Origin of the sequence: Kitasatospora sp. RG8, assembly GCF_017813315.1 — a bacterium.
Lineage (GTDB): Bacteria > Actinomycetota > Actinomycetes > Streptomycetales > Streptomycetaceae > Kitasatospora.
In genome coordinates, this window is the sequence record NZ_JAGIYX010000025.1 from 64,453 (window position 1) to 89,559 (window position 25,107).

The window sequence follows — 25,107 nt, forward strand, 5'->3', positions numbered from 1 at the left end:
GGCCGCGGCCTACGGGATGCCCAGCTCGAAGATCACGTACCCGCCGTACCAGCCGGAGGCCAGCGCGCCGGTGCCGAGCACCGCGGCCAGCACCGGCCAGCTGAGCTTGCGCATCGCCACCGCCAGCGCGATGAGCAGCGGGAACGCCGGCAGCAGGTAGCGCGAGGTGTTGCCGAAGATGCCCAGGCTGCCGAGCACCGAGACGATGGTGGCCAGGGTGTAGGCGGTCAGCACCAGCGGCGGGCGGAGCCGGACCAGCAGCACGATCAGCACCGGCAGGGTGAGCACGATCAGGGTGGCCAGCAGGTCGGTCGTCGGCCAGGCGAACGGGTAGTCCGTCCGGCCCAGCAGCACGCCGCGGATCGCGTAGAAGGTGCCCTGGCCGAAGTCGAAGTAGTGCAGCCAGGCGTCGTGCTGGAGCTTGAAGTAGCCGCCCCAGTCGTCCACCCGCCAGCCGACCCAGCCGACGTAGCCGAGCAGCCCGACCGGGGCCAGCAGCATCGCGGCCAGCGGGCGGACGACGCCGCTCTCCCGCCGGAACAGCTCCACCAGCGCGGCCAGGCCGACGGCGCCGATCAGGGCCGCCGCGGTCGGCCGGTTGAGCCCCGCGACCAGGGCGATCAGGCCTGCCGCGACCCACTGCCTGCTCATCACGCAGTAGCAGGCCCAGGCGGCCAGCGCGACGAAGAGCGAGTCGGAGTAGACGGCCCACTCGGCGCCCGAGCCCGGGGCGATCGCCCAGAGCCCGGCCGCGATCACACCGGCCCGCTGCCCCGCCATCCGGTCCACCACGGCGTAGATGCCGACGGCGGCGAACAGCGAGGCCACCACCGAGACCAGCATCCCGGCGCCGTACAGGCCGAGCCCGGTGGTGTCCGAGACCAGCCGCATCAGGCCGGGGTAGAGCGGGAAGAAGGCGGCCGAGTTCTGCTCGATGGTGAAGCCGGGGAGGCCGTTGGGGACCGGGATCAGCGCCGGGTGGTAGCCGTTCTCGGCGATCTGCTGGTACCACCAGCCGTCCCAGCTGGCCAGCACGTCCCACGGGTTGGCGCCCCCGCCGAAGCGGGGGTGCTTCTTGAGGTAGTCGCCGGAGAAGGAGAGCAGCTTCATGAAGACGGTGAAGCCGAGCAGCTTGAGGACCGCGTAGCACCAGACGGCCGGCCCGAACCGGATGACGAGGGCGCGGACCCGCCCGCGCCAGCCGGCCGCCGCCCCGGTTCCCGGTTCGTCGCTGCGCTGCTCGGGCACGTCGGAGGCGACTGCCGGTATTGCGCTCATGCTCCCACCCTGCTGGCCTTGGACGATCGTCCGCCGAATTCTAGAGTGTGCGGCCGTCCGGTTGGTGTGGACCAACCCGGTGCGGCGTCACCGCCGCCCGGTACCGGCCGACCCGGGCGCACCCGGCCGGGAGGGGGCGGGGATACTCGGAGGATGGCCGATCACACCACGCGCACCGCCTACACCGTGGAGTCGCTGCTCGCGGTGACCGTCGACGTCTTCAACGAGCGCGGATACGACGGGACCTCGATGGAGGACCTGTCGCGGGCGGCGGGCATCTCCAAGTCCTCGATCTACCACCACGTGCGCGGCAAGGAGGAGCTGCTCCGGCTCGCCGTCGGGCGGGCGCTGGACGGGCTGTTCGGCATCCTCGCCGAGCCGGCCGCGGTGGCGGGGCCGGCCGTGGAGAGGCTGGAGCACGTGGTGCGGCGGACCGCCGAGGTGCTGCTGGCGGAGCTGCCGTACGTCACCCTGCTGCTGCGGGTGCGCGGCAACACGGCCACCGAGCAGTGGGCGCTGGAGCGCCGCCGGGAGTTCGACCACCAGGTCGCCGAGCTGCTGCGGGCGGCCGTCGCGGACGGCGCCCTGCGGGCGGACGTCGAGCCCCGGCTGGCCACCAGGCTGCTCTTCGGCATGATCAACTCGATCGTGGAGTGGTACCGGCCGGGCCTCAAGGCGGCCGACGGCGTCGCCGACGCGGTGGTCCACCTGGCGTTCGACGGGCTGCGGGCGCGGTAGGCCCCGCTCAGTCCGGGGGGACCTGGTCGGTCTCCTCGAAGACCAGCATCGTGCGGGTGCCGAGCACCTGCGGGATGGACTGGATGCTGCCCAGGACCAGCTCCCGCAGGGCGTGGTTGTCGGCGGTGTGCACCAGGAGCAGCACGTCGAAGTCACCGCCGACCAGTGCGATGTGGGCGACCCCGGGCAGCGCCAGCAGCTGCTCGCGGACCGTCCGCCAGGAGTTCTGGACGATCTTCAGGGTGACGTACGCGGACGCGCCCTGACCCGCCTTCTCGTGGTCGACCCGGGCGGTGAAGCCGCGGATGACGCCGTCCTCGACCATCCTGGATATCCGGGCGTACGCATTCGCCCGGGACACGTGCACCCGCTCGGCCACCGAGCGGATCGAGGCGCGACCGTCCTGCTGCAACAGCCGCAGGATCGCCCGGTCGACACGGTCGAGTCTGGACGTCTGTTCAGCCGACATGACCCCCCACCCTCACTGATTGGACGCACTGCCACCAGTCGACCGCCGCCCGGGCCGATTGTCCAGCACCTTGTCACGCTTCTGGTCAAGATGAACAGACGACCGAACAATCGGTAGGGAGCCCCCGCCACTCCTGGAGGTGCCCCGAGATGACCGTTCTCGACCACAGACACCGCACGGCGGTGCCCGGCTGGCTGCCCGGGGCGACCGCCCCGCGCACCGACCCGGCGCCGCTGCTCCCGGACGCCTCACCGGTCCGCGTGCTCGGTACTCCCGAGCTGGAGAAGTACGACCCCGCGCTGCTGCGCGAGCTGTACCGCCGCCTGGTGGTCGGCCGCCGCTACAACCAGCAGGCCACCACCCTGACCAAGCAGGGCCGGCTCGCCGTCTACCCGGCCTCCACCGGCCAGGAGGCCTGCCAGGTCGCCGCCGCGCTGGCGCTCGGCGAGCGCGACTGGCTGTTCCCCAGCTACCGCGACACCCTCGCGGTGGTCTCCCGCGGGGTCGACCCGCTGGAGGCGCTCACCCTGCTGCGCGGCAACGCCCACACCGGGTACGACCCCCGCGCGACCCGCACCGCCCCGCTCTGCACCCCGCTGGCCACCCAGGCCCCGCACGCCGTCGGGCTGGCGCACGCCGCCAAGCTCGCCGGCGACCCGGTCGTCGCGCTGGCGCTGCTCGGCGACGGCGGCACCAGCGAGGGCGACTTCCACGAGGCGCTGAACTTCGCCGCGGTGCTCCGGGCCCCCGTCGTCTTCCTGGTGCAGAACAACGGGTACGCGATCTCCGTCCCGCTCACCGCGCAGTCGGCCGCGCCCAGCCTGGCCCACAAGGCCGTCGGCTACGGCATGCCGGGCCGGCTGGTGGACGGCAACGACGCGCCCGCCGTGCACGGCGTGCTCGCCGAGGCGGTCGAGCGGGCCCGGACCGGCGGCGGCCCGACCCTGGTCGAGGCGCTCACCTACCGGGCCGAGGCGCACACCAACGCCGACGACGCCACCCGATACCGGGACGACGCCGAGGTGGCGGCCTGGCGGGAGCACGACCCGATCCTGCTGATGGAGCGCGACCTGCGCGCCCTCGGCGTGCTGGACGACGCACTGGTGCAGGAGGCGGCCGACGAGGCGGAGGCGCTGGCGGCCCGGATGCGGGCCGAGTTCCACGCCGACGCCGAACTGGACCCGATGTCCCTGTTCGCCCACGTGTACGCCGAGCCCACCCCGCAACTGCGCGAGCAGGCCGCCCAGTTGTCCGCCGAGCTGGCCGCCGAGGCCGAGGTGCACGACCGATGAACCAGACAGCTGTCTCCTCGCGCACCGCCACCATGGCGCAGGCGCTCAACGCGGCGCTGCGCGACTCCCTGCGCGAGGACCCGGCCGTGCACGTGCTCGGCGAGGACGTCGGCGCGCTCGGCGGCGTCTTCCGGATCACCGACGGGCTGACCGCCGAGTTCGGCCCGGACCGCTGCCTGGACACCCCGCTGGCCGAGGCGGGCATCCTCGGCACCGCGATCGGCATGGCGATGTACGGGCTGCGCCCGGTGGTCGAGATGCAGTTCGACGCCTTCGCCTACCCGGCGCTGGAGCAGCTCTTCTCGCACGTCGCCAAGATGCGCAACCGCACGGCCGGCAGGCTCCCGCTGCCGATCACCGTCCGGATCCCCTACGGCGGCGGGATCGGCGGCGTCGAGCACCACAGCGACGCCTCCGAGGCGTACTACACCGCCACCCCCGGCCTGCACGTGGTCACCCCGGCCACGGTGGCCGACGCGTACGGGCTGCTGCGGGCCTCGATCGCCTCCGACGACCCGGTGGTCTTCCTGGAGCCCAAGCGGCTCTACTGGGGCAAGGACGGGTTCGACCCGTCGGCGCCGGTCGAGCCGATCGGCAGGGCCGTGCTGCGGCGCACCGGGACGTCCGCGGTGCTGATCACCTACGGGCCCTCGCTGCCGGTCTGCCTGGAGGCGGCGGAGGCGGCGAAGGCCGAGGGCTGGGACCTCGCGGTGCTGGACCTGCGCACCCTGGTGCCGTTCGACGACGAGACGGTCTGCCGGGTGGTCCGCTCCCTCGGCCGGGCCGTGGTGGTGCACGAGGCGAGCGGCTTCGGCGGCACCGGCGCGGAGATCGCCGCCCGGGTCACCGAGCGCTGCTTCCACCACCTGGCCGCCCCGGTGCTGCGGGTCACCGGCTTCGACATCCCCTACCCGCCGCCCATGCTTGAGCACCACCACCTGCCCGGGGTGGACCGGATCCTGGACGCGGTCGCCCGGCTGCAGTGGGAGGACTGAGGATGATGCCCGTCGTGCGCGAGTTCACCCTGCCCGACCTCGGTGAGGGCCTCACCGGGGCGGAGGTGGTCCGCTGGATGGTCGAGGTCGGTGACGTGATCGCGGTCGACCAGCCGGTGGTGGAGGTGGAGACCGCCAAGGCCGTGGTCGAGGTGCCCTGCCCGTACGGCGGGGTGGTCACCGCCCGGTACGGCGAGCCTGGCGAGGAGGTGGCGGTCGGCGCGCCGCTGGTGACCGTCGCGGTGGCGCCCGGGGAGGGCGAGCAGCCGCTCGTCGCGGGGACGCTCGCCGGTGGGGTGGAGCGGCCGCTGGTCGGGTACGGCGTCGCGGAGCCGGACCGGGGCGGCCGCCGGCGGCGGGTGGGGGTTCCGGCCGGTTCCGCCGCCGTTGCCGCTGCCGTGGCTGCCCCGGTGGCACCTGCGGTTCCTGCGGCTCCCGTGGCCCCGGCGGCTCCGGTGGTCGTGCCGGTGATCTCGCCGCTGGTGCGGCGGGCGGCCCGGGAGCAGGGGATCGACCTGCTGTCGGTCACCGGCAGCGGCCCGGACGGGCTGATCCTGCGCGCGGACGTCGAACGGGCGGTCGCGGCGCGGGCCGTGCCTCCGGCCGCACCGGCACCGGCGGCCGCCGTGGAGGGCGTCGTCCCGCTGCGCGGGCTGCGCCGGGCGGTGGCCGAGAAGCTCACCCGCAGCCACCGGGAGATCCCGGCGGCGACCTGCTGGGTGGACGCCGATGCCACCGAACTGATGGCGCTGCGACGGCAGTTGAATTCCACCCCGGGGCCGAAGGTGAGCGTGCTGGCGCTGCTGGCGCGGATCTGTACGGTCGCGCTGGCGCGCTTCCCCGAGCTCAACTCCAGTGTGACGGAGGACGGTTCCGGCATCCTGCGGCACTCCGCGGTGCACCTGGGCTTCGCCGCGCAGGGTGAACGCGGTCTCGTCGTCCCGGTGGTGCGGGATGCCCAGCTGCTCTCCACCGAGCAACTCGGCGCGGAGCTTGGCCGGTTGACCGAGGCGGCCCGGGTGGGATCGCTGACGCCGGCCGAACTCACCGGCGGGACGTTCACGTTGAACAACTACGGGGTGTTCGGTGTGGACGGCTCGACCCCGATCCTCAACCACCCCGAGGCGGCGATGCTCGGGGTCGGCCGGATCGTCGGCAAGCCCTGGGTCCACCAGGGCGAGTTGGCGGTGCGCGAGGTGACCCAGCTGTCGTTCACCTTCGACCACCGGGTCTGCGACGGCGGCACGGCGGGCGGCTTCCTGCGCTTCGTGGCGGACTGCGTCGAGCAGCCGGGGATGCTGTTGCGCCAGCTGTGACCTGCGGATGATCGCCTTGCGTGGCCGTGACGCCACGCAAGGCGACCGCAGATCGAGCGAGAGTAGCGCGTGCGGAGGGCGGGTGTCCGGGCTTCACGCGATTTGTCGGATGAGTACTTCGGGCGTGCCACGCTGCCTAGGCGTCAGTGGAGACAAGCCAGGTGGTGGCGCAGGCCGGCCGGAGGCGAAACGATTCTCTTGGGTACTCGAAACGCTGCGGTGAAGTCCCGCAGAACACTTCTGGTCCGTAGCGGGCACGGCTCGGCGGGCGTCGCGGCCGTCCCCGGGATGCCGGGCCCCGTGTCGGAAACCACGCCGGGCGTCGCAGGGGGCATCGCGCAGGGCCCCGCACAGGACACCCCGCAGGCCGTTGCACCGGGCGGTCTGCCGGACGTCGCGCCGGACGGCGTGCCGGAGGCCGCGGCCGCGGATCTCGCGTCGCTCGGGGCCCGGGGCGCCGCGCCGGCGGCTGCGCCGGCTCCCGGGGCGGGCGCCGTGACGGTGCTCCCGCCGATGCCGCTGGACCCGCCGGACCTCCCGCCGCCGTCCGGGCTCCCCGCCCCCGTCGGCCTGGCCGCCCCGGCCCCGGTCGCCGCCCCGGCCCCGGTTGCGGCCCCGGTGAGGGCGGCGATCCCCGACCCGCCGGCCGAGCCGCCCGCCGTTCCGGCGCCGTCCACGCCCGCCGGGCCGCCCACCCCCGTGATCGAGCCGCTGTTCACCCACGCCCCCGGCCTCAACTGGGCCGGACCGGGCGACAACTGGAGCCGGGCCTGGGCGCTGCAGACCCTCGGCGACACGCGTCCGGCGCAGGCCACCACGCCCGTGCCCGACCTGCGCACCGCCGCCGAACAGCCTCCCACCGCACGGGACATCGAGCTGATCCGGGCCAGTCTGGCGGTGGTCGAGCCGGTCGCCGACCGGGCCACCGCGCACTTCTACGCGCTGATCTTCCTGCACCACCCCGAGGTCCGCGCGCTCTTCCCGGCCGCCATGGACGTCCAGCGCGACCGCCTCTTCCGTGCGCTGCTGATGGCCGCCCGGAGCGCCGGCGACCCGGAGGGCCTGCGGACGTACCTGAGCGCGCTCGGCCGCGGACACCGCCGGTACGGCACGCTGACCGGCCACTACGGCCCGGTGGGCGAGTGCCTGGTGCAGGCGCTGGCGCGGTACGCGGGCGGCCGCTGGGACGCCGACACCGAGCTGGCCTGGCGCCGGGTGTACCGGCTGGTCTCCTCGATCATGATCGAGGCGGCCGAGGACGCCGCCCGCACCTCGCCGCCCTGGTGGCAGGGCGAGGTGGTCGGGCACGAGCGCCGCACCGGGGACGTCGCGGTGATCACCGTCCGGCCCGACCAGGCGTACCCCTACCGGGCCGGGCAGTACACGAGCATGGAGACGCCCTGGTGGCCCCGGATCTGGCGGCACTTCTCCTTCGCCACCGCGCCCCGGCCGGACGGCCTGCTGACCTTCCACGTGAAGGCCGTCCAGGCGGGCTGGGTGAGCAACGCGCTGGTCCACCGGGCCGCGCCCGGGGACGTGTTGCGGCTGGGCCCGGCGGCCGGCGCGATGACGGTCGACCACGCGTCCGGCGCGGACCTGCTCTGCCTGGGCGGAGGGACCGGGATCGCGCCGATCCGCGCGCTGGTCGAGGAGGTGGCCGAGTACGGCGCGGCCGGACGGTTGGTGGAGGTCTTCTACGGTGCCCGGCAGGCCGCCGAGTTGTACGACCTGGAGGCCCTGCGCGCGCTGGCCGGGCGCCATCCGTGGCTCTCGGTGCGCCCGGTGCTGTCCGGCCACGGGGCCTCGGGCGGCGGGGCACTGACCGGGGAACTGCCGGAGGTCGTCGGCCGGTTCGGGCCGTGGACCGGCCGGGACGCGTACCTCAGCGGGCCGGCCGCGATGGTCCGGCGCGGGGTCGGCGTGCTGCTGCGGGCCGGCGTGGCGGCGGAGCGGATCCGGCACGACCTGGTGGGGGACCTCGCGGCGGGCTGAACGACGGGCTGAACGGCGGGCTGAACGGCGGGCTGAACGGCCGGCTGGACGGGCCCGTTGGACAGCCGGCGCTGAACGCCGGGCGGGGCGCCGGGCCGGGCGACGGGCGTGCCGCCCGGCCGCGCGGGGCTCAGCCGAGGTCCGGGGCCAGGAGCGCCCGGACGCCCTCGATGTTGGCCGCCAGGTAGGCGCGCAGACTCGGCGGGACGACGTTGACCGAGGTGACGCCCTCCCGGGTGAAGGGCAGCCGGACCACCTCGTACTCCCCGTTGGGCTCCTCCACCTCGGGCCCGTGCCGCCGTGCGAGGTCCATCGAGGCGAGCCGGCAGGCGAAGAAGTGCTGCACCTTGACCCCGTGCGGGTGGAGCAGGGTGCCGTCGTCGTGGTGCGTGTGGCTGACGGTGTCGACGAAGGCGGGGACGACGTCCACCACCTTGCCGCCGAGCTCCTCGTCGACCTCGCGGTGCAGGGCGTCGACGACGGTGCGGTCGCCGCGCTCGACGCCGCCGCCCGGGGTGATCCAGTACGGGTGCGGGGAGCCGGGCCTGGTGCGCTTGATCAGCACGATCGAGGCCGGGCCGTGCGGGTCGTCCGGGTCGAGTTCCAGCAGGATCGCCCGCGCGGTGCGTTTGACGACGGGGCGGGGCGGGGTGCGCATGGCGACCTCCGTGGCCGGAGCGTTGTGCGGGAGTCTCCCGCAGGCGGCCGGGGCCGAAACACCGGTGCGGCCGGGTGCGTCCGTTCGGGTGGTGCTCGGAGGGGGCCCGTCCCGGTGGGGAACCGGGTGCGGGCCCCCTCCGCCGGGGTCGTTCGCTCGGGCCGCCGCGGGGCGCGGCGGCTCAGTCGTCGTCGCCGAGCGCCAGGTTGAGGCCCCAGGAGACCAGGCTGATGATCAGCGCGCCGAACAGCGCGGCCCAGAACCCGTCGACGTGGAAGTCCAGGTTGAGCTTGTCCGAGGCCCAGGAGGTCAGCCAGAGCATCAGGGCGTTGATGACGAAGGTGATCAGCCCCAGGGTGAGGATGAACAGCGGCAGCGAGAACAGCTTCACCACCGGCTTGATCAGCCAGTTCACGACGCCGAAGACCAGCGCCACGGCGATCACCGTCAGGCTCTTCTGCTGCCAGTCGTCGCCGGTCAGCGTGATGCCGGCGACGATCCAGGCGGCCACCCAGATCGCGGCCGCGTTGATAAGTGTCTTGATGACGAAACCCTTCATGGGGCCAGCGTCGCAGGCCCGTCGGGGCGGGGGAAGCTCCTGACGAGCAAGTTTGGTGTTGAATGCCCCAGGACCCGGACCCGGAGGAGGAAGGCGCCCCGATGAAGCTGTTCCGGCTGGACGAACTGGACGCCGAGCGCGCCGCCAACGACGGCGCCTACCTGCGATTCCTGCGCGAGCCGCGGATGTCCGCCGGCCTCTACGCGCTCTCCCCCGGCGACACCGACCCGCAGACCGCGCACACCCAGGACGAGATCTACCAGGTGGTCAGCGGACGGGCCGAGTTGACCGTCGGCGACGAGACCACGACGGTGGCCCGCGGGACGGTGGTCTACGTCCCGGCGGGTGTGCCGCACCGGTTCCACCACGTCACCGAGGAGCTGCGGGTGCTGGTGGTGTTCTCCCCGCCCGAGGACTGAACGGCGCCGTGGCCGGCGGCGGCCGCCCGGTTAGGGTCGGGGTATGAGCCTGAGCCTGACGGAAGAACTCTGGGCGGCGATCGAGCCGGTCTACGCCAAGATCCTCGACCACCCCTTCATCGGCGGCCTCACCGACGGCACCCTGCCGCGCGAGGCGTTCCGCCACTTCGTCGTCCAGGACTCGCACTACCTGCGCGACTACGCCCGCGCGCTCGCCGTCTGCGCCGCCAAGGCGCCCGGCGAGGAGGAGGTGCGGGCCTTCGCCGACGACGCGGTCGGCGCGCTGGCGGCCGAGCAGGGCATGCACGCCGACTTCATGACCGCCTTCGGCGGCAGCGCCGAGGAGGCCGCCGCCGAGCCGGTGCTGCCCACCACCCGCGCGTACACCAGCTACCTGCTGGCCACCGTCTACGGCGGCTCCTTCGCCGAGGCGGTCGGTGCGGTGCTGCCCTGCTACTGGATCTACGCCCGGGTGGGCGACGAGCTGCTTGCCAAGGGCTCCCCCGACCCGCTGTACGCCAAGTGGATCGCCACCTACGGCGACGAGGCCTTCCAGTCCGTGGTGCGCCGGGTGCTCGCGCTCACCGACCGGCTCGGCGAGGAGATCTCCCCGGCCGAACGCCGCCGGGTGGTGGAGCACTTCACCACCACCTCGCGGTACGAGTGGATGTTCTGGGACGCCGCCTGGCGCGGCGAGACCTGGCCGGTCTGACCGGAGGGCCGTTCCCCCCGTGCGCCCGCACGGGGGGAACGGCCCCGGGGCGTCAGCCCGCGACGAAGACGCCGGTGAGGTCGGCGATCACGTGGGTGTAGCCGTCGTTGTTGTAGATCGAGACGCGTCCGTCGTCGGTCCTGGTGGTGACGGAGTTGGCCACGGTCAGTCCGGCGGTGAAGTTGAGGTTGGACGTGTCCGGCCGGGCCGCCGCGGCGGGGTACACCGTGAGGTGGCCGTCGGTGGTCGGCTCGGTGGCGGTCACGTTGAGGGCCGCGCCGATGACCTGGCCCTGGACCACCGGGACGGTACGGGTGCCGCCGGGCTCGACGGCCGCCGAGCTCCGGGTGTCGTAGGCCCGGACCGGGGTGCCGAGTGCGCTGAACAGCCCGGTGCCGGAGGGGCCGTAGTAGCCGACGAGGTCGACGACGACGTCCACCGAGCCGACGTGGTTGTAGACGTCGATCTTCCCGTCGGCGCCGACCGGGACCACGACCTGGTTCGGAACGGTCTTCCCCGCACCGAAGTTGACGTTCGAGCCCACGAAGGGCCGCTCCGTGCCGGTCGGGTAGACCGCCAGGAAGCTGTCCGCCGTACCCTCGGTGGCGGTGACGTTGAGGATCACCGCGCGGGCGTCGGCCGTGCCGAGCTCGGGCCTGGCGACCTGGACCGAACGGACGCCGTCCCAGCCGAGCCGGCCGCCGTCGCTGCGGCTGTCGACCAGCCGTGAGGGCGTGAGCGGGGCGTACTTGTCGGTCGCGCCGGCCCGGTAGTAGCCGACCACGTCGAGGACGACGTCGGTGGTGCCGGCGTGGTTGTAGACGGTGATCGCCGGAGTGGTGCCGGGGAGCACCGCGACGGTGACCAGGTTGGACACCGTCTTGCCGGCCTTGAAGTTGAGGCTGGAGGTGGCCGGGACGGTACCGGGGTGGCCGGCCGCGCTGAGCGTGAGGTAGCTGTCGGCGGTCGGGCTGGTCGCCGTCACGTTGACCACCACCGCCGTCGTGTCGGCGGGCACCACGGGGTGGGTGGTCGGCGGCATGTGCGAGGTGAACGTCACGAGCGGGGTCGTGTAGTACTCGTCGGGGTTGAGCGGCCGCTGCTGGCCGTTCGGGACGAACATGGCGTTCCGGGTGTCCAGGACCCGGGTCGGGCTCATCCCGGTGAAGCCGCCCGGGGTGGTGAGGTCGCCGGCCGTGGCGGCGGCGGGTGCGGCCGTGGCGGCCACGGCGGCCGGGGCCGCGATGACGGCGGGCCCGGTGAGGACCAGCGCGGTGATCGCGGCGAGGGCGGCGGGTCTTGCGTGCATGTGTTCTCCCCGTGTGACGGTAGCCTCCGGCACGGGCCGGAGGTCTCTGTCCTGGTAGACCGCCAAGTGGGGCAAAGGTTGCGGGACTTGACCGAACATTTGCCCGACCGCGCCCGGCGGTCCGGTCCCCCCCGTGGGATCGGACCGCCGGAACCGGTGCCGCGACGGTCAGCCGGTGGTGAAGTAGCCGGTGGCGTCGACGAGCAGGTGGGTGGAGCCCGCGTTGTTGCGGAACCACACGGCGCCGTCGGAACCCTGGACCGCGGCGGTCTCGGTGGTGACGCCGTTGGCGACCGTCCGGCCCGGCGTCCAGTTGAGGTTCGACGTGCCGGTCGAGGTGGAGTCGACCCCGTTCGCCTCCAGGTGGCCGGCGGCGGTCGGCTCGGTCGCGGTCACGTTGAGGGTGACCACCCACGGGTGCGGCGGCATGAAGCCGATGCCGGACACCGGCACAGCCGTGGCGGAGTACGGCAGGAGGCCGACCCCGCGGCCCCGGGTGTCGAACAGCCGGCCCTGCTCGCGGAGCGCGCTGTACAGGCCGTGGCCCGAGGGGCTGTAGAAGCCGATCAGGTCGACCACCACGTCGGTGGGGCCGCCGATGTTGGCGAGGTCGACCTTGCCGTCGCGGCCGACCGGGACGACCACCTGGTTGGCGACCGTTCGCCCCGCCGCGTAGTTGAGGTTGGAGCCCTCGGCCGGGCGGGCCGAGCCGGACGGGTACGCGGTGACGTGGCCGTCGGTGCCGGGCGTGACGGCGGTGACGTTCAGCAGCACCGCCTTGGCGTCCCCGGCGCCGAGGTCCTTGCGCGCGGCGTCGACCGAGAGGACGCCGCCCTGTCCGACCTTCCCGCCGGTGGTGCGGGTGTCGGCCAGCCGGGTCGGCCTCACCGGCTCGTACTTGTCCGCGGCACCCTGCCGGTAGTAGCCCACCACGTCGACCACGACATCGGTGTTGCCGGCGCTGTTGTACACGCTGATCTGCGGCGATGCGCCGACCGCACGCTCGTCGACCGCCACGCTGATCATGTTGGAGACCGTCTCGCCGGCCTTGAAGTTGAGGGTCGAGGTCAGCGGCGCGCCCGGCTGCGCGGCGTCCCGGCGGACGGTGAGGTGGCCGGCGGTGCTGGGGTTGGTGGCGGTCACGTTGACGATCACGGCGGTCGCGTCGGTGGGGACGACCGGGCGCTCGCGCGGAGCCTCGTCCGCCCAGGCGGAGAGCGGCACCGAGTAGTTCTCGCCGGGGCCGAGCGGACGCCGCTGGAGGTCCGGCGTCCGCTGGGCGTCGCGGGTGTCCAGGACGCGCTTGAGCCCGGTGGGCACGAAGGCGGCCGGGGTGGTGTCGGTCGGGATCATCGCCGGTGCGACGGCCGGTGCGACGGCCGGCGCGGCGACGGCCGGTGACATGGCCAGGAGCGGTGCGGTCAGGGTCAGGGCCGTGAGGGCGGCGACGGCGGTGGCAGTACGGACACGCATGCTTGGTTCCCCCCAAGTGATGCTGGTGCACCGGTAGTTCCGGATACCCCTGTATCTCCAGGACGTCTGGACCCGGCCGGGGTTGCAGGCGGGACGAAGGAATTCCCGGGGGTTTTCCCGGGGGGCCGGGTCAGGGCGATCTCCGGGTTCTCTCCGGGCCGTTGGCTCTCGTTCCGGCACGTGCGCCCCCGTACGATCGAAGTATCGAAAGCAAGCGGGATGCGGCACCGGACGGCAGCCGGCCCGAGGGGAGAGAAGGAACGGACATGGCTGAGTTCTGGAAGTCGCTGCCCTCGTGGGTGCGCAACATCGTCGTCCCGGTGCTGGTGCTGATCCTGGCCTGGAACATCGTCGGGTTCGTCTTCGGCGTGGTGGGCGCGCTGCTGAGCCTGGCCTTCAAGCTGCTGGTGGTGGTCGGGATCGCCGCCGCGGTGGTGATCCTGGTGAAGAAGGCCGCCAAGAGCTGACCCACCGGCCCCACGGACGCCCGTACCCCCTCGCCGGGGGTGCGGGCGTCAGTCGTCCGCCGGGGAGCCGGCCCGGGCCGGCGGGTGGAGCGCCACCGTGTCGAGGTCCCAGCGCGGCTGCCACTGCTGGGCGCGGGCCCGGGTGAGGTCGAGGGTGACGCTGTTGGCGAGCTGGTCGACCGCGTAGGGCGTCAGCCCGGGGAACCGCCCGGTGCGGGCGGCCAGCCGGGCGAGCGGCACGGGCACGTGGCCGATCCGCGCCCGGACGCCGTGGGCGGCCAGCACCCGGCGGACGGCGTCGTCCCGCCGGTAGGACCGGCCGTCGGCGATGTTGTACGCGCCCGGGGCCCAGGGGGCCCGGCCGGTCAGGCCCAGCGCGGCCAGGCACGCGTCGGCGAGGTTCTGCACGGCGGTGAGGCTGATCCGGACGTCGCCGCCGGGGAGCAGCAGCAGGCCGCGCCGGGCGCGGGCCAGCAGCTGCGGGGCGAGGTGCGGGTCGCCCGGACCGTAGACGGCGCGCGGGCGCAGCACGACGGCGCCCGCCGCCAGCGCGATCCGTTCGCCGGCGGCCTTGGTCCGCCCGTACGCGTTGAGGTGGCCGCCCTCGGTGGGGTGGCGCTCGGTGACACCCTCGCGGCTCGTCCGGGGGTCGTAGACGCTGGCGCTGCTCACCCAGACGACCGGGCGGCCGGCCGCGGCGCGCATCAGGCGTTCGGTGCCGGTGACGTTGACGGCGTACTGGCCGGCCTCGCCGGGGGAGCCCGGGGGCAGGTCGGCGACGGCCGCCGCGCAGTGCACCACGAGGTCGGTGCCGGTGAGGTCCGGCGCCCCCTCGGTGGCGTCCCAGCGGACGTGCCGCCCGACCGGGCCGGGGGAGCGGCCGTAGCAGTGCACGTCGAGGCCGAGCGCGTCGGCGGCGAGGGCGACGTGCGAGCCGCAGAAGCCGCCGGCGCCGGTGACGGCTATCCGCATCGGCGGGCTCCCGACCGGACGGCGAGTTCCGCGTAGCCGGGCAGGGCGGCGCGGCGGTCGACGCGGGCACGGGTGACCACCGGCCGGTACGGGGCCAGGGCGAGCAGGACATCGGCGAGCTGGGCGCGGGCCAGGCCGGCACCGGGGCAGGCGTGCGGGCCCGCGCCGAAGACGGCCTGGGCGGCGGCCGGCCCGGGGGCGGGGGTGGTCCGGTGGGCCCGGGCGGCGTGCCGGGCGACCAGGACCAGCCGGTCGCCGGCCCGGACCGGGCGGCCGGCCACGGTGGCGTCGGCGGCGGCCACCCGGGGGAGCAGCGGCGAGGGGGCGGTGAGCCGGAGCAGTTCGGCGGCGAGCCGGGGCGCGGTCGAGGCGTCCACCGTCGGCCAGAGGGCGGCGTCGGCGCACCAGGCGACGGCCCGGGGGAGGGCGGCCACCGTGGTGTTGACAGCGGCGACGGCGAGCATGGCGTCGAGCGGGTCGGGGAGCAGGGCGGTCAGCCCGGTTGCGGCCGTGGTCGCGTCGGTCCGGCGGCCGGGGCGGCGCGGGCCGGGCAGGTGGTCGGCGGCGGCCGCCGCGGCGGTCTCGGCGGCGGCCCGGGCGAGGGCGCGCGGGCAGGCGTCGGAGTCGGTCAGCGCGGCGGTCGTCACCCCGGCCAGTTCCAGGGCGAGGTCGACGAGTTCGAGCCGCCCGGTGGCGAGGGCCGGGACCCGGTCGGCGAGGACGGCCTGCCAGTGCGGCCGGATCCGGTCGAGCGCGCCGGCGCCGAGGTCGCCGGCCAGCACGCGGCGGGCGGCCCGGTGTTCGCTGCCCTCCTGGTCGAACAGCAGCCCGCCGTCGGTGAGTTCGGCGGCTGCCCCGCCGGTGGTGCCGGGCGCGGTGCGGTCGAGCGGGACGCGGGTGAGCACCTCCCGGTAGGCGTCGGTGTCGTGCACCAGGACGGTGCGGCCGAGCCGGACGACCGGGCGGCGGCGGGTGGCGCAGAGCAGCGCGAACAGGACGGGGTGGCTTCGCAGGTAGACCCGGCGGTCGCGGCGGCGGGCGGCCCGGGAGGCGGCGGCCGGGGCGGGGACGGCTCGGGTCGGCGGGCTGGTCACGTGGTCAACTCCCGTGCGCAGTGGGCGGAGGCAGCGGCCCGGTCGGGCTTGCGGGACCGGCCGGCCAGCGGGACGGCGCCGAACAGCAGCGCGTCCGGCCGGGCGGCACCCATCCGGTCGAGGGGGCCCTGCAGGGCGGTGCGCAGCCGGTGCGGGTCGGTGCCGGGGCGCGGCTGGACGAGGGCGACCAGCCGTTCGTCGCCCGGCGCGTCGGTGCGCGGGACACCGACCAGGACGGCGAGTTCGACGCCGGGCAGGTGCAGCGAGGGCTCGTACAGGCCGGGGTAGATGTTCTCGGCGCCGCGCAGCACCATGTCCTTGAGCCGCCCGGCGAGCACGATCCGGCCGTCCGGGGTGAGGGTGGCGCGGTCGCCGGTGCGGACCCAGGGGTCGGGGTCCTCGCCGAGGTAGCGGTGGCGGGCGCCGGGGCCGGTGAGCAGCAGCTCGCCGTCCGGCGCCAGGTCGGTGCGGACGCCCGGCAGGGGTGCGCCGACCAGGTCGCCGGGGCCGCTGAAGGCGCTCTTCGCGGCCTCCTCGACGGCGGCGGCCGGGAACAGTTCGGTGAGCGCGTACACGCCCCAGGCCTGCTCGGCGCCGGCCTCCTTGACCCGGCGCAGCAGGGCGGCGTCGGCGGGCGCGGAGCCGGTCCAGACCCGGCCGGAGAAGCGGGCCCCGGAGTGCAGGGCGGCGCGCAGCTGGGGCGGGGTGAGGTAGGTCTGGGCCGGTGCCAGCCGGGCGAGTTGGCGGGCCAGTGCGCCGGGCGTCCGGGCCGGGAGGGCGACGGTGGCGCCGGCGGCCAGGGCCGGGACGAGGACGAAGAAGGTGCCGCCGAGCACGGTGGTGCCGGGGCGGGGCCCGACGAGCTCGGTGACGGTCCGCAGGCCGGCCGCCAGCCCGTCCCGGGTGTGCACGACGGCGCGCGGGCGGGCGGTGGTGCCGGAGGTGAAGACGATCACGGCGTCGGTGTCGCGGCCGCCGGTACGGGGCGCGGGTACGGCGGCGGCGTCGGTGCGCAGCCGGGGCGCGCAGCCGGGCAGCCGGCGGCCGAGGGTGGCGACCGGGCCGAGCGCGTCCAGCCGGGGCAGTGCGAGGTCGGCGCGGCGGGCGAGCGGGCCGGCCCAGCCGGCCACCGCCTGGGCGGCGGCGTCGGCGAGCACCAGGTCGGGCCGGGCCAGGGCGAGGCGGGCGGCGAGCACGTCCGGTCCGGCGGTCGGGTCGAGGACGGCGGTGCGCAGGCCGAGCCGGTGCGCGGCGAGCATCACGGCGAGCGCCCGGGGGCCGGGGCGGACGGCGACGCCGAGGGTGGCGCCTTCGGTGAGGCCGCGGGCGTGCAGGGCGGCGGCGTAGACGTCGGCGAGGTCGGCGAGGTCGCCGCGGCGGATCCGGACCCTGGTGGCGCCGGTGCGGGTGTGGTGCAGCACGGCGGGCCGGTCGGGGTGGACGGTGCGCAGGGCGTGGGCGAGCCGGTCGAGCACGGTGTGTCCTCAGCGGGGCGGGGTCGGCGGGCGGGTCGGCGGCGGGAAGTCGGGCGGCGGGCGGCGGGTCGGCGGGCGGGCTCAGCGGACGTCGGCGGAGCGCCCGCCGGGGCCCCGCTCCAGGTACCAGCGGGCGGTGCCGGCCACGCCGTACGCGCGGATCCGGCGGGTGGAGTTCTGCACCACCATGTCGCGGCGGTGGACGATGGCGGTGGTGTGCCGGCGCACCCGGTTGATGAACGCCCGGTCGGTGGGCGAGGGGCGGCGCGGCATCCCGCCGACCGCCTCGTACAGTTCGGCGGTGATCGCCATGTTGTTGCCCGCGTGCATCCGGTACGGGGTGAGGTAGCCGTGCCGGCGGCGGTGGGCGGGCCGGATCCGGCCGAAGAAGGCGCCGAGCGCCACCAGGACCAGGAACACCGCCCGCCCGGCCGGCCCGTGCTCGTCCCGGCGGGCGGTGACCCGGCCGCAGACCAGGCCGCGGGACTCGGTCATCCCGGCGCGGGCGGCGGCCGTCCAGCCGGGTTCCGGCAGGCAGTCGGCGTCGGTGCGGGCGAGCAGGGTGGCGCCGCGCGCGATGGCGTGCCGGAACCCGGTGTCGATCGCCGAGCCGACCCCCTTCTCCGGCTCGACCAGGACCTCGACCGGGAACGGCGCCCGCTCGGCGAAGGCCCGGACCTTCGCCACGGTGCGGTCGGTGGAGCCGTTGTCGGCCACCAACAGGGTGAACTCCCGGTCCCGCTGGGCGGCGAGGGCGTTGAGCGTGCCCTCGATCCGGGCCTCCTCCTGGTAGGCGGGGACGACCACCCAGAGCTTGGTCGGGGCGTTCACGACGCCTCCCAGACCATCGTCATCAGGCTGACCCCGCCGCCGAGGCCGATCAGCAGCACCTTGTCACCCGGGTTCAACTCAGGCCGTATTCGGTCCAGTTGGACACCGATGGTGGCACTGGCGATGTTGCCCAGTTCCGGGACGGTGAGCACCAGCTTCTCCGCGGGCACCCCGGTCAGCTCCACGAACCGGTCCAGGTAGGGGACGGTGACCTGGTGCACCAGCACCCGGGCGTAGTCGTCCCAGCCGAGGCCCGTGCGGGCCGCCACCCTGGTCAGGATGGCGCCGCCGATCTTCTCGAAGACGCCGCGCAACTCCTTGCCGCCGCCCCGGAAGTAGCTGTACTCGTCGCCGCGCGGGTGGCGCGAGCCGCCGCCGGGGATGCCGCCGGCCTCCCAGTGCTCGGAGGCCGTCTCGGTCTCGACGTCGAGGATGCCGCCGCGCTCGACGGCCTCGACCACCACGGCCGCGCCGGCGTCCCCGAAGGTGTAGCCGGCGAAGCCGTCCCGGAAGTCGGCCAGGCCGCCCGGGTCGCGGCGCATTGCCCGGCTGGGCGTCTCGCCGGTGACCACCAGGGCGCGCCGGGCCCGGCCGGCCAGGATCATCGCGCGGGCCAGGTCGATCCCGTTGAGGAAGCTGTTGCAGGCGTTGCTGACGTCCAACGCATGGGCTCGCGAGCCGAGTTCGGCCTGGACGAGGTGTGCGGTGGCCGGCTCGCAGATGTCCCGGGTGGCGGAGGCGTACAGCAGCAGGTCGACGTCGGACGGGTCCAGGCCGCGGGCGTCCAGGGCGCGCCGGGCGGCGCCGACCGCCAGGGTGGAGGCGTACTCGCCGTCGGCCGCGAAGTGCCGGGTGACGATGCCGGTCGCCTTCTCGAACATCCGCTCCGGGAGGCGGAGCCGGCCGCCCGCGGTGACCTCGTCCTGGAGCTGCTGGGAGGTCAGGCGGCGGGCGGGCAGGTGGGATCCGACGGCGGTGATGCCGATCCGTGCGGTGGCTGCTGGGTGCATGCCCCCATGCTCCGGCGGACGGCGCCGCGCCCACCTGAGTACGGGTACTCAGGTGGGCGCGGGCGGGCTACTCGATCGGTGCGGGGGCCGGGTTACTGGTTGCGGTAGTAGCCGAAGAGGTCGGCGACCACGTGGGTGGAACCGGCGTTGTTGGCGATGTCGAAGCGGCCCTGGGCGTCCACCGGAATGGTGCCGTGGCTGGGCACGTCCAGGCCCGGGGTGGCGTTGAGGTTGCTGGTGCCGGGCTTGGCGGTGCCGGTGGCCCAGGCGGTGAGGTGGGTGGCCTCGGTGGTCTCGGTGGCGGTCAGGTTGACGGCGGCGGCGGTGGCACCGGCGGGGACGCCGACGACGGTGCGCACCGAGCCGGCGCCGAGCGGGGCTCCGCTGCGGGAGTCCAGCAACCGGCTCGGCAGGACGGGCGTGAACAGCCCCTTGCCCTCGGGGCCGAAGTAGCCGACGACGTCCACGACCGCGTGCGAGCTGCCGCTGTGGTTGTAGATGTCGATCGAGCCGTCCGTGCCGAGGGGGACGACCACCTGGTTGGTGATGTTCCGGCCGGGGACGGTGTTGAGGTTGGAGCCGGCGGCGGGGCGCGGGGTGCCGGCCGGGTGGACGGTGACGTAGCTGTTGGCGGTGGACTCGGTGGCCGTCACGTTGAGGATCACCGAGCGGGCCGTGGCGGGCACGCCGCCGTTGCCGGCCACCTTCAGGCGGCGGGTGGCGTCCTGGCCGACCGGGCCGCCGGCACCGCGGGTGTCGAGCAGCCGGGCCGGGGCCAGGGCGGTGAACCTGTCGGCGGCGGAGGGCTGGTAGTAGCCGAGGATGTCGGCGACGACGTCCAGCGAGGCGCCCTGTGCGCCGATGGACACCTCGCCGTTCAGGCCGACGGGGACGGTCACCAGGTTCGAGACGTCCTGGCCGGGCGCGAAGTTGACGTTCGAGGTGGTGGAGGTGCCGCTGCCGGACGGGGCGGCGCTGAGGAATCCGTGCCCGGAGGCGCCGGTCGCCGTCAGGTTGAGCACGACGGCGGTGGCTCCGGCCGGAACGCCGCTCGCGGCGCCGTCCGGGGTCTTGCGGACCTGGAGGTAGAGCGTGCCGCCCGCCTCGACGTGGCGGTAACGGGTACCGGGGGTCCGGGTGTCCGCGACGCGCACGGGCGGCAGGGCCGTGAAGCCGGACGGCGCGTACGCGGCGGTGACCTTCTGGACCCAGGAGGTGGAGTTGCCCTTCTCGTCCTTTGCCACCAGCGTCACGTCGTAGTCGCCGGGCCGGGAGTAGGTGTGGGAGAAGGTGTTGCCGGGGCCCCACTGGGCGCCTCCTCCGTCGCCGTAGCTCAGGATGCCGTACTCGGTGATCCGGTACGGGCCGGTGGCGCTCGCGGTGAAGGTGAAGCCGAGCGGCTCCTCGGCGGACGGGGTCACGGTGAGCCGGGCGCTCAGCGGGCCGGGGGCGGAGGCGATGACGACCCGCTCGAACGGCTCCCCGCTGACCGTGTCGCCGGTCCCGTCGGCGGCCGTCACGGTCGGCTTGAAGGTGCCGGCGGCGGTGTAGGTGTGCCGGACGGTGGCCTCGGTGGTCACCAGGGGGGCGCTGCCGTCCTTGAAGTTGTACGTGTAGGTGAGCGCGGTGGGCCAGCCGTTGGACGCCCCGGCGGACATCTCGACCGTCAGCGGGACGGGCCCCTGCGGGGACGGCGTTTCGGTACCGGTGATCACGGGGTTGACGCCGGCCAGGCCGTGGATCTCGGTCGCGCCGCGATCGCGGGCGCTCGCTCCCGGGCCGGAGTTGGCGATGTGGGGCGCGTCCACGACGGCCCGGCCCCACATGTCGGAGTCGAGCACCCCGGGTGCGTCCGGGTCGGCGGAGTCGATCAGCGCGTCGGCGGTGGCGGTCGGCCGGTGGTAGCCCCCGATCATGGCGTCCCGGAACCCGATGTCGGAGTCGAGGTCGTGCGAGCCCTGCCCGGTGGCGGCGGTCAGTTCGGCGGGGCCGCGGTGGGCCGTCCCCGCCCAGACGTAGGCCGGGTCGGTGCCGGTCGGGTGGACGACGTTGTAGTCCACCTTCGTCCCGGCGACGGCGCCGGCCTCGACGACGATGAGGCCGTGGCCGTTGCCCGGGTTCCCGAGGTTCGGGATGACCACGTTGTTCTCGACGGTCGCGCCCGTGGAGGCACCCGCCAGCCGCACACCCGGGCCGATCGGCAGGGTGATGGTGTTGTTGACGACCACGGTGCCGACGGCGTCGGTGGCCTTGACCGCGCCCTCGGTGTTGGAGCTGAGGTCGTTGCCGACGACCGTGGTCCCCCGGGTGCCGGCGTCGAGGACCACCCCGCGGCCGTAGCCGATCACCGAGCGGCTGATCGTGGTGGAGTCGCTGGTGCCGGTGACCCTGACCGTGGCGGCGCCGGGCACGACCGGGGGCTCCGCGGAGCCGGTCGGCCGTTGGAACAGGTAGAGCTGGTCGACGGTGACCCGGCTGGAGTTCTCGATCAGCACCGGCTCGGGGGTGTCGAGGACCGCGAGGCCGCGGACGACCACGTCGTGGGCGCCGGAGAGCCGGATCGCGTGTCCGGCGGTGTTGCGCAGGACCGGCTGCTTCGGCCCGCCGTCGGGGGCGAGGGGGGAGCCGTTGATCACGATCGGCCGGCCGGGCTCGCCGGAGCGGGTGATCCGCAGCTCGCCCTTCCAGGTGCGGGCGGCCAACTGGACCGTCTGACCCGGCCGGGCGGCGTCGACGGCGGCCTGCGGGGTGCAGAACGGCACCGCCTGGCTTCCGGTGCCGGAGTCGTCGCACGGCTTCGACGGCGTGTTGTCGACGTACAGGACGGCCGGCGGTTCGGCGGCCGCCGCGGAGAACGGAAGGCCGACGGCGGCGGAGGCTATGGCGGTGCCGAGCACCACGGAATGACGAAGGCGCACTGGTGTTTCCCCCGGAACGGGCACGGACAGGTCGGTTCAGGTGCTTCGCCCGGCCGCCCTGCGGGATGGACGGGACGGACGAGGCGGACGAGGCTGACGCGCAGGCTATCGGCACGGTGATCACCGTCGTGGAGCGGGGATTGACGTGCCGTCCGGTCCGGTCGGGCGGTTGAGGACGTACGCGGACGAAACGGCCCACCGGTGTCCGCCGTGCTCCGGCGGACAGCACCGCGCCCGCCCGAGTACGGGTACTCGGGCGGGCGCGGGCGGACTGCGCGGACGGACGGGTCACCCCGGAGGGTGCCCGGGTGTCACCAGGCCTGGTAGTAGCCGAAGAGGTCGGCGACCACGTGGGTGTTGCCGGCGTTGTTGAACAGGTCGAACCGGCCCTGCGCGTCCACCGGGACGGTGGCGTGGTTGGGCACGTCCAGGCTCGGGCTGGCGTTCAGGTTGCTGGTGTCGGGGCGGGGCGAGCCGGTGGCCCAGGCGATGAGGTGGGTCTTCTCCTCGGTCTCGGTCGCCGTCAGGTTGACCGCGGCGGCCATGGCGCCGGCCGGCACGCCGTTCACGGTGCGGGTGCCGCCGGGGCCGAGCTTGGCGCCGCCGTTGTCACGGGAGTCCAGCAGACGGGTCGGGACGACGGGGACGAACCGGCCCTTGCCGTTCGGCGTGTAGTAGCCGAAGACGTCCACGACGGCGTGGGCGGTGCCGACGTGGTTGTAGATGTCGATGGACCCGTCACCGCCCAGCGGGACGACCACCTGGTTGGGGATGTCCCGGCCGGGCACCGTGTTGAGGTTGGAGCCGTTGACGGGCAGCGCGCTGCCGGCCGGGTAGGCGGTGAAGAAGCTCTTGGCGCTGGACTCGGTGGAGGTGATGTTGAGGACCACCGAGGTCGCGTCGGCGGGGACGCCGCCCTGGCCGGCGATCTTCAGCCGGCGGGAGGAGTCCTGCCCGAGCGGCGTGCCGGTGGTGCGGGTGTCCAGCAGCCGGGCCGGGGCGACCGGCTGGTACCACTGGTCGGTGAACGGGGAGTAGTAGCCGAGGACGTCCCCGACGACGTGCACCGTGCCGGCGTTGTTGCGGATGGTCACCTGGCCGTCGGGGCCGACCGGGACGGTCACCAGGTTGGCGACGTCCTGGTTGGGGCCGAAGTTGACGTTCGAGGTGATCGGCCGCGCCCCGCCGGTCGGGTAGGCGCTCAGGAAGCTGTTCTGGGTGCCCTCGGTCGCCGTCAGGTTGAGGACGACCGCGGTGGCGCCGGGCGGCACCACGGTCGCGCCGCCGGTGGCGCTGGGGTAGCGGACGTTGAGGTTCCACGTCTCGCCGGGGCCGAGCTTGTGGTTCTGGGCGCCCGGCCAGCGGGTGTCGAGCACCCGGGTCGGGGAGAGCGCCTTGAAGCCGGCCGCGTCGTAGTTGACGGTGACCGGGAGGTCGCCGCTGCGGGTCTGGCCCGAGTCGTCGGTCACCGTCACCTTGACGGTGTGCGTGCCGGGCTCGGCGAAGGCGTGCTCGGCCTTGCCGACGTTGTTGGTGGTGGGCGTGGTGCCGTCGCCGAAGTCGAACGTGTAGCTGGTGATCGCCCAGGGCGAGGTGGTGCCGGTGGCGTCGACCTGGAAGCCGAGCGGGTCCCGCTGGCTGTTGGCGTGGCCGGTCAGCGACAGGGTCATCGGGCTGTCCGTGGTGACGGTGACCGGGGAGTCGACGGCGTCGGACTTCCGGCCTCCGCGGCCGTCGATCACGGTGACCTTGGGGACGAAGCCGCCGGTCTTGAGGTACGTGTGCCGGACGGTCTTCTCTGGGGTGGTCAGCGGCGCGCTGCCGTCCCCGAAGTCGAAGGTGTAGGTGAGCGCGCCGCCCCACTGGTTGAAGGCCTCGGCGGTGAGGTCGACCGTGAGCGGGCCCGGGCCGGTGGGGGCCGGGTGGACGGTGCCGGCGGCCTTGAGCTCGACCGACAGCAGGCCCTGCACCTCGTAGGAGCCGCGGTCGCGGAAGCTGCTGTTCGGGCCGCCGTTGGCGACCAGCGGGTGGTCGGTGGGGGCGTTGCCCACCAGGTCGGTGAAGGAGCCGCGGACCGGCAGCGGGTCGGCGGAGTCGATCGCGGCGTTGCTGTCCAGCGTCGGGACGGCGAGCGGCAGGAACGCGTTCTCGAAGGTGATCGCGTGGTCGATGTCGTGGGCGCCCTGGCCGGTGGCGGAGTTCAGCTCGGCGGGCGACTGGTAGCCCCGGTCGGCCCAGGTGTAGGCCGGCAGGCCCTGGACCGGGTGGACGATGTTGTAGTCGAGCCTGGTGCCGGTGGCGGAGGCCGCCGAGACCGACACGCTGGACCCGTTCACGATGTTGTTGACGATCGCCGAGCCCGCGGAGGCGCCCTTCAGGGCGAGGCCCTGCGTGAGGCCGCCGGTGAGCGTGTTGTTGTTGACGACGGTGTCGGGGGCGTCGGTGACGTCGATCGCGACGCCGGCCGACATGCTGAACTGGTTGGCGGCGATGGTGGTGTGCTGGGCGCCGGCACCGATGACGAGGCCGCGGGTGTGGTAGAAGACCGACCGCTCGATCGTGATCTGCTCGACCTGGCCGCTGACGGCGACCGCGGGTCGCAGACTCTCCCCCACCTCCTCGTACCAGTTCTGCGACAGCTCCACCCGGGAGGAGCCGGAGAGCTCCACCGTCGGCAGGCCGAGGCCGGTGACGACGACGTCGTGGACGTTGGTGAGCCGGATCGGGTTGCGCGACTTCGGGCTGATCGACGGCTGGGTGTAGTCGTTGATGCCGGTGAACGGGCTGCCGCGGAAGGTGATCGGCTTGCCGATCTCGCCCGAGCGCGTGATGACGAGGTCACCGAGCTGCTCGGTGTTGGGCGCGAGCTGGACGGTCTGCCCGGGCAGGGCGGCGTCGGCCGCCGCCTGGACGGTGCAGTAGGGCTTGGCGGCGGTACCGGTGCCGTGGTCGTCGCAGCCGACGGACGGGCTGTTGTCGACGTACACGACGGCGGCGGGCTCGGCCGCGACCGCCGGGAGCGGCAGTCCGACCACTGCTGAGACCACGGCGGCGCTGAGGCCGACGGCATGACGAAGGCGCACTTTGTGCTTCCCCCCGGTTTGTGAATGTCCATTGCTGCTCGACGCGG

The 25,107-nt window shown here is 74.4% G+C and carries 21 protein-coding genes; 8 read left to right on the forward strand and 13 right to left on the reverse strand.

What is annotated here, in order from left to right; genetic code table 11:
* Positions 1 to 9: 9 nt before the first annotated feature.
* The gene (locus J5Y04_RS29850) at positions 10 to 1,278 is read right to left on the reverse strand and encodes a glycosyltransferase family 39 protein (protein WP_209415511.1); all 1,269 of its coding nucleotides are present in this window, start codon (positions 1,276 to 1,278) and stop codon (positions 10 to 12) included.
* A gap of 153 nt (positions 1,279 to 1,431) precedes the next feature.
* Here J5Y04_RS29850 and J5Y04_RS29855 point away from each other — a divergent pair, with 153 nt between their 5' ends.
* On the forward strand, positions 1,432 to 2,016 hold the full coding sequence (locus tag J5Y04_RS29855) for a TetR/AcrR family transcriptional regulator (protein WP_148643788.1): 585 nt from the start codon (positions 1,432 to 1,434) through the stop codon (positions 2,014 to 2,016).
* 7 nt (positions 2,017 to 2,023) lie between these two features.
* Here J5Y04_RS29855 and J5Y04_RS29860 read toward each other — a convergent pair whose 3' ends face one another.
* A complete protein-coding gene (locus J5Y04_RS29860; protein ID WP_148643787.1) occupies positions 2,024 to 2,485 on the reverse strand; it encodes an Lrp/AsnC family transcriptional regulator in 462 nt (153 codons plus the stop codon).
* A gap of 149 nt (positions 2,486 to 2,634) precedes the next feature.
* On the opposite strand from J5Y04_RS29860, the gene pdhA reads away from it, so the two are divergent.
* From pdhA to J5Y04_RS29880, 4 genes are all read left to right on the forward strand, one after another.
* Entirely contained in the window at positions 2,635 to 3,777 is a 1,143-nt protein-coding gene (pdhA, locus tag J5Y04_RS29865; protein WP_209415512.1) for a pyruvate dehydrogenase (acetyl-transferring) E1 component subunit alpha, read from the forward strand.
* Entirely contained in the window at positions 3,774 to 4,772 is a 999-nt protein-coding gene (locus tag J5Y04_RS29870; protein WP_209415513.1) for an alpha-ketoacid dehydrogenase subunit beta, read from the forward strand. Before pdhA ends, J5Y04_RS29870 begins: the two co-directional genes overlap by 4 nt.
* A 5-nt stretch (positions 4,773 to 4,777) precedes the next feature.
* Positions 4,778 to 6,088: a dihydrolipoamide acetyltransferase family protein gene (locus J5Y04_RS29875; protein WP_209415580.1), complete on the forward strand. Its 1,311-nt coding sequence runs from the start codon at positions 4,778 to 4,780 to the stop codon at positions 6,086 to 6,088.
* 300 nt (positions 6,089 to 6,388) lie between these two features.
* Positions 6,389 to 8,080 (forward strand): globin domain-containing protein, encoded by a 1,692-nt coding sequence (locus J5Y04_RS29880; RefSeq protein ID WP_307853371.1) that lies wholly within the window; start codon positions 6,389 to 6,391, stop codon positions 8,078 to 8,080.
* Positions 8,081 to 8,210: 130 nt separating this feature from the next.
* Here J5Y04_RS29880 and J5Y04_RS29885 read toward each other — a convergent pair whose 3' ends face one another.
* Together J5Y04_RS29885 and J5Y04_RS29890 are read right to left on the reverse strand one after the other, a co-directional pair.
* Complete coding sequence (locus tag J5Y04_RS29885) at positions 8,211 to 8,738, reverse strand: NUDIX domain-containing protein (protein ID WP_148643784.1); 528 nt, start codon at positions 8,736 to 8,738, stop codon at positions 8,211 to 8,213.
* 181 nt (positions 8,739 to 8,919) lie between these two features.
* Complete coding sequence (locus J5Y04_RS29890) at positions 8,920 to 9,297, reverse strand: phage holin family protein (protein WP_209415514.1); 378 nt, start codon at positions 9,295 to 9,297, stop codon at positions 8,920 to 8,922.
* Between the two features lie 101 nt (positions 9,298 to 9,398).
* Between J5Y04_RS29890 and J5Y04_RS29895 the strand changes: the two genes are divergently transcribed.
* Both J5Y04_RS29895 and tenA read left to right on the forward strand, forming a co-directional pair.
* Positions 9,399 to 9,716: a cupin domain-containing protein gene (locus J5Y04_RS29895; protein WP_209415582.1), complete on the forward strand. Its 318-nt coding sequence runs from the start codon at positions 9,399 to 9,401 to the stop codon at positions 9,714 to 9,716.
* Positions 9,717 to 9,759: 43 nt separating this feature from the next.
* Entirely contained in the window at positions 9,760 to 10,428 is a 669-nt protein-coding gene (gene tenA, locus J5Y04_RS29900; RefSeq protein ID WP_245205697.1) for a thiaminase II, read from the forward strand.
* Between the two features lie 52 nt (positions 10,429 to 10,480).
* Here tenA and J5Y04_RS29905 read toward each other — a convergent pair whose 3' ends face one another.
* Positions 10,481 to 11,737 (reverse strand): hypothetical protein, encoded by a 1,257-nt coding sequence (locus J5Y04_RS29905; protein WP_209415515.1) that lies wholly within the window; start codon positions 11,735 to 11,737, stop codon positions 10,481 to 10,483.
* Between the two features lie 168 nt (positions 11,738 to 11,905).
* Positions 11,906 to 13,210 carry a hypothetical protein gene (locus J5Y04_RS29910; protein WP_209415516.1) on the reverse strand — a complete coding sequence of 435 codons (1,305 nt, stop codon included), beginning with the start codon at positions 13,208 to 13,210 and terminating at the stop codon, positions 11,906 to 11,908.
* 266 nt (positions 13,211 to 13,476) lie between these two features.
* Between J5Y04_RS29910 and J5Y04_RS29915 the strand changes: the two genes are divergently transcribed.
* Positions 13,477 to 13,677, forward strand: coding sequence for a DUF5326 family protein (locus J5Y04_RS29915; protein ID WP_209415517.1), 201 nt, complete (start codon positions 13,477 to 13,479; stop codon positions 13,675 to 13,677).
* Between the two features lie 48 nt (positions 13,678 to 13,725).
* Here J5Y04_RS29915 and J5Y04_RS29920 read toward each other — a convergent pair whose 3' ends face one another.
* The 7 genes from J5Y04_RS29920 to J5Y04_RS29950 form a co-directional block, all read right to left on the reverse strand.
* Positions 13,726 to 14,649, reverse strand: a complete 924-nt coding sequence (locus tag J5Y04_RS29920; RefSeq protein ID WP_209415518.1) for an NAD(P)-dependent oxidoreductase — start codon at positions 14,647 to 14,649, stop codon at positions 13,726 to 13,728.
* A complete protein-coding gene (locus J5Y04_RS43305) occupies positions 14,640 to 15,743 on the reverse strand; it encodes a cytochrome P450 (protein WP_209415519.1) in 1,104 nt (367 codons plus the stop codon). The genes J5Y04_RS29920 and J5Y04_RS43305 overlap by 10 nt, the downstream gene beginning before the upstream one ends.
* The gene (locus J5Y04_RS29930; protein WP_209415520.1) at positions 15,740 to 17,218 is read right to left on the reverse strand and encodes a class I adenylate-forming enzyme family protein; all 1,479 of its coding nucleotides are present in this window, start codon (positions 17,216 to 17,218) and stop codon (positions 15,740 to 15,742) included. The genes J5Y04_RS43305 and J5Y04_RS29930 overlap by 4 nt, the downstream gene beginning before the upstream one ends.
* An 81-nt stretch (positions 17,219 to 17,299) precedes the next feature.
* On the reverse strand, positions 17,300 to 18,049 hold the full coding sequence (locus J5Y04_RS29935) for a glycosyltransferase family 2 protein (RefSeq protein ID WP_307853372.1): 750 nt from the start codon (positions 18,047 to 18,049) through the stop codon (positions 17,300 to 17,302).
* A complete protein-coding gene (locus J5Y04_RS29940) occupies positions 18,046 to 19,059 on the reverse strand; it encodes a 3-oxoacyl-ACP synthase III family protein (RefSeq protein ID WP_209415521.1) in 1,014 nt (337 codons plus the stop codon). The genes J5Y04_RS29935 and J5Y04_RS29940 overlap by 4 nt, the downstream gene beginning before the upstream one ends.
* Positions 19,060 to 19,151: 92 nt before the next feature.
* The gene (locus J5Y04_RS29945) at positions 19,152 to 21,977 is read right to left on the reverse strand and encodes a PKD domain-containing protein (RefSeq protein ID WP_209415522.1); all 2,826 of its coding nucleotides are present in this window, start codon (positions 21,975 to 21,977) and stop codon (positions 19,152 to 19,154) included.
* A gap of 311 nt (positions 21,978 to 22,288) precedes the next feature.
* Positions 22,289 to 25,060: a PKD domain-containing protein gene (locus tag J5Y04_RS29950; RefSeq protein WP_209415523.1), complete on the reverse strand. Its 2,772-nt coding sequence runs from the start codon at positions 25,058 to 25,060 to the stop codon at positions 22,289 to 22,291.
* Positions 25,061 to 25,107: the final 47 nt, after the last annotated feature.

What these genes read in the sequence shown, in the direction of transcription:
- J5Y04_RS29890 (WP_209415514.1), bottom strand. Translation starts at nt 9,297, where the DNA reads ATGAAGGGTTTCGTCATCAAGACACTTATCAACGCGGCCGCGATCTGG.
- J5Y04_RS29870 (WP_209415513.1), top strand. Translation starts at nt 3,774, where the DNA reads ATGAACCAGACAGCTGTCTCCTCGCGCACCGCCACCATGGCGCAGGCG.
- J5Y04_RS29875 (WP_209415580.1), top strand. Translation starts at nt 4,778, where the DNA reads ATGCCCGTCGTGCGCGAGTTCACCCTGCCCGACCTCGGTGAGGGCCTC.
- J5Y04_RS29850 (WP_209415511.1), bottom strand. Translation starts at nt 1,278, where the DNA reads ATGAGCGCAATACCGGCAGTCGCCTCCGACGTGCCCGAGCAGCGCAGC.
- J5Y04_RS29915 (WP_209415517.1), top strand. Translation starts at nt 13,477, where the DNA reads ATGGCTGAGTTCTGGAAGTCGCTGCCCTCGTGGGTGCGCAACATCGTC.
- J5Y04_RS29885 (WP_148643784.1), bottom strand. Translation starts at nt 8,738, where the DNA reads ATGCGCACCCCGCCCCGCCCCGTCGTCAAACGCACCGCGCGGGCGATC.
- J5Y04_RS29895 (WP_209415582.1), top strand. Translation starts at nt 9,399, where the DNA reads ATGAAGCTGTTCCGGCTGGACGAACTGGACGCCGAGCGCGCCGCCAAC.
- J5Y04_RS29860 (WP_148643787.1), bottom strand. Translation starts at nt 2,485, where the DNA reads ATGTCGGCTGAACAGACGTCCAGACTCGACCGTGTCGACCGGGCGATC.
- J5Y04_RS29910 (WP_209415516.1), bottom strand. Translation starts at nt 13,210, where the DNA reads ATGCGTGTCCGTACTGCCACCGCCGTCGCCGCCCTCACGGCCCTGACC.
- J5Y04_RS29920 (WP_209415518.1), bottom strand. Translation starts at nt 14,649, where the DNA reads ATGCGGATAGCCGTCACCGGCGCCGGCGGCTTCTGCGGCTCGCACGTC.
- J5Y04_RS29905 (WP_209415515.1), bottom strand. Translation starts at nt 11,737, where the DNA reads ATGCACGCAAGACCCGCCGCCCTCGCCGCGATCACCGCGCTGGTCCTC.
- tenA (WP_245205697.1), top strand. Translation starts at nt 9,760, where the DNA reads ATGAGCCTGAGCCTGACGGAAGAACTCTGGGCGGCGATCGAGCCGGTC.
- J5Y04_RS29940 (WP_209415521.1), bottom strand. Translation starts at nt 19,059, where the DNA reads ATGCACCCAGCAGCCACCGCACGGATCGGCATCACCGCCGTCGGATCC.
- J5Y04_RS29855 (WP_148643788.1), top strand. Translation starts at nt 1,432, where the DNA reads ATGGCCGATCACACCACGCGCACCGCCTACACCGTGGAGTCGCTGCTC.
- pdhA (WP_209415512.1), top strand. Translation starts at nt 2,635, where the DNA reads ATGACCGTTCTCGACCACAGACACCGCACGGCGGTGCCCGGCTGGCTG.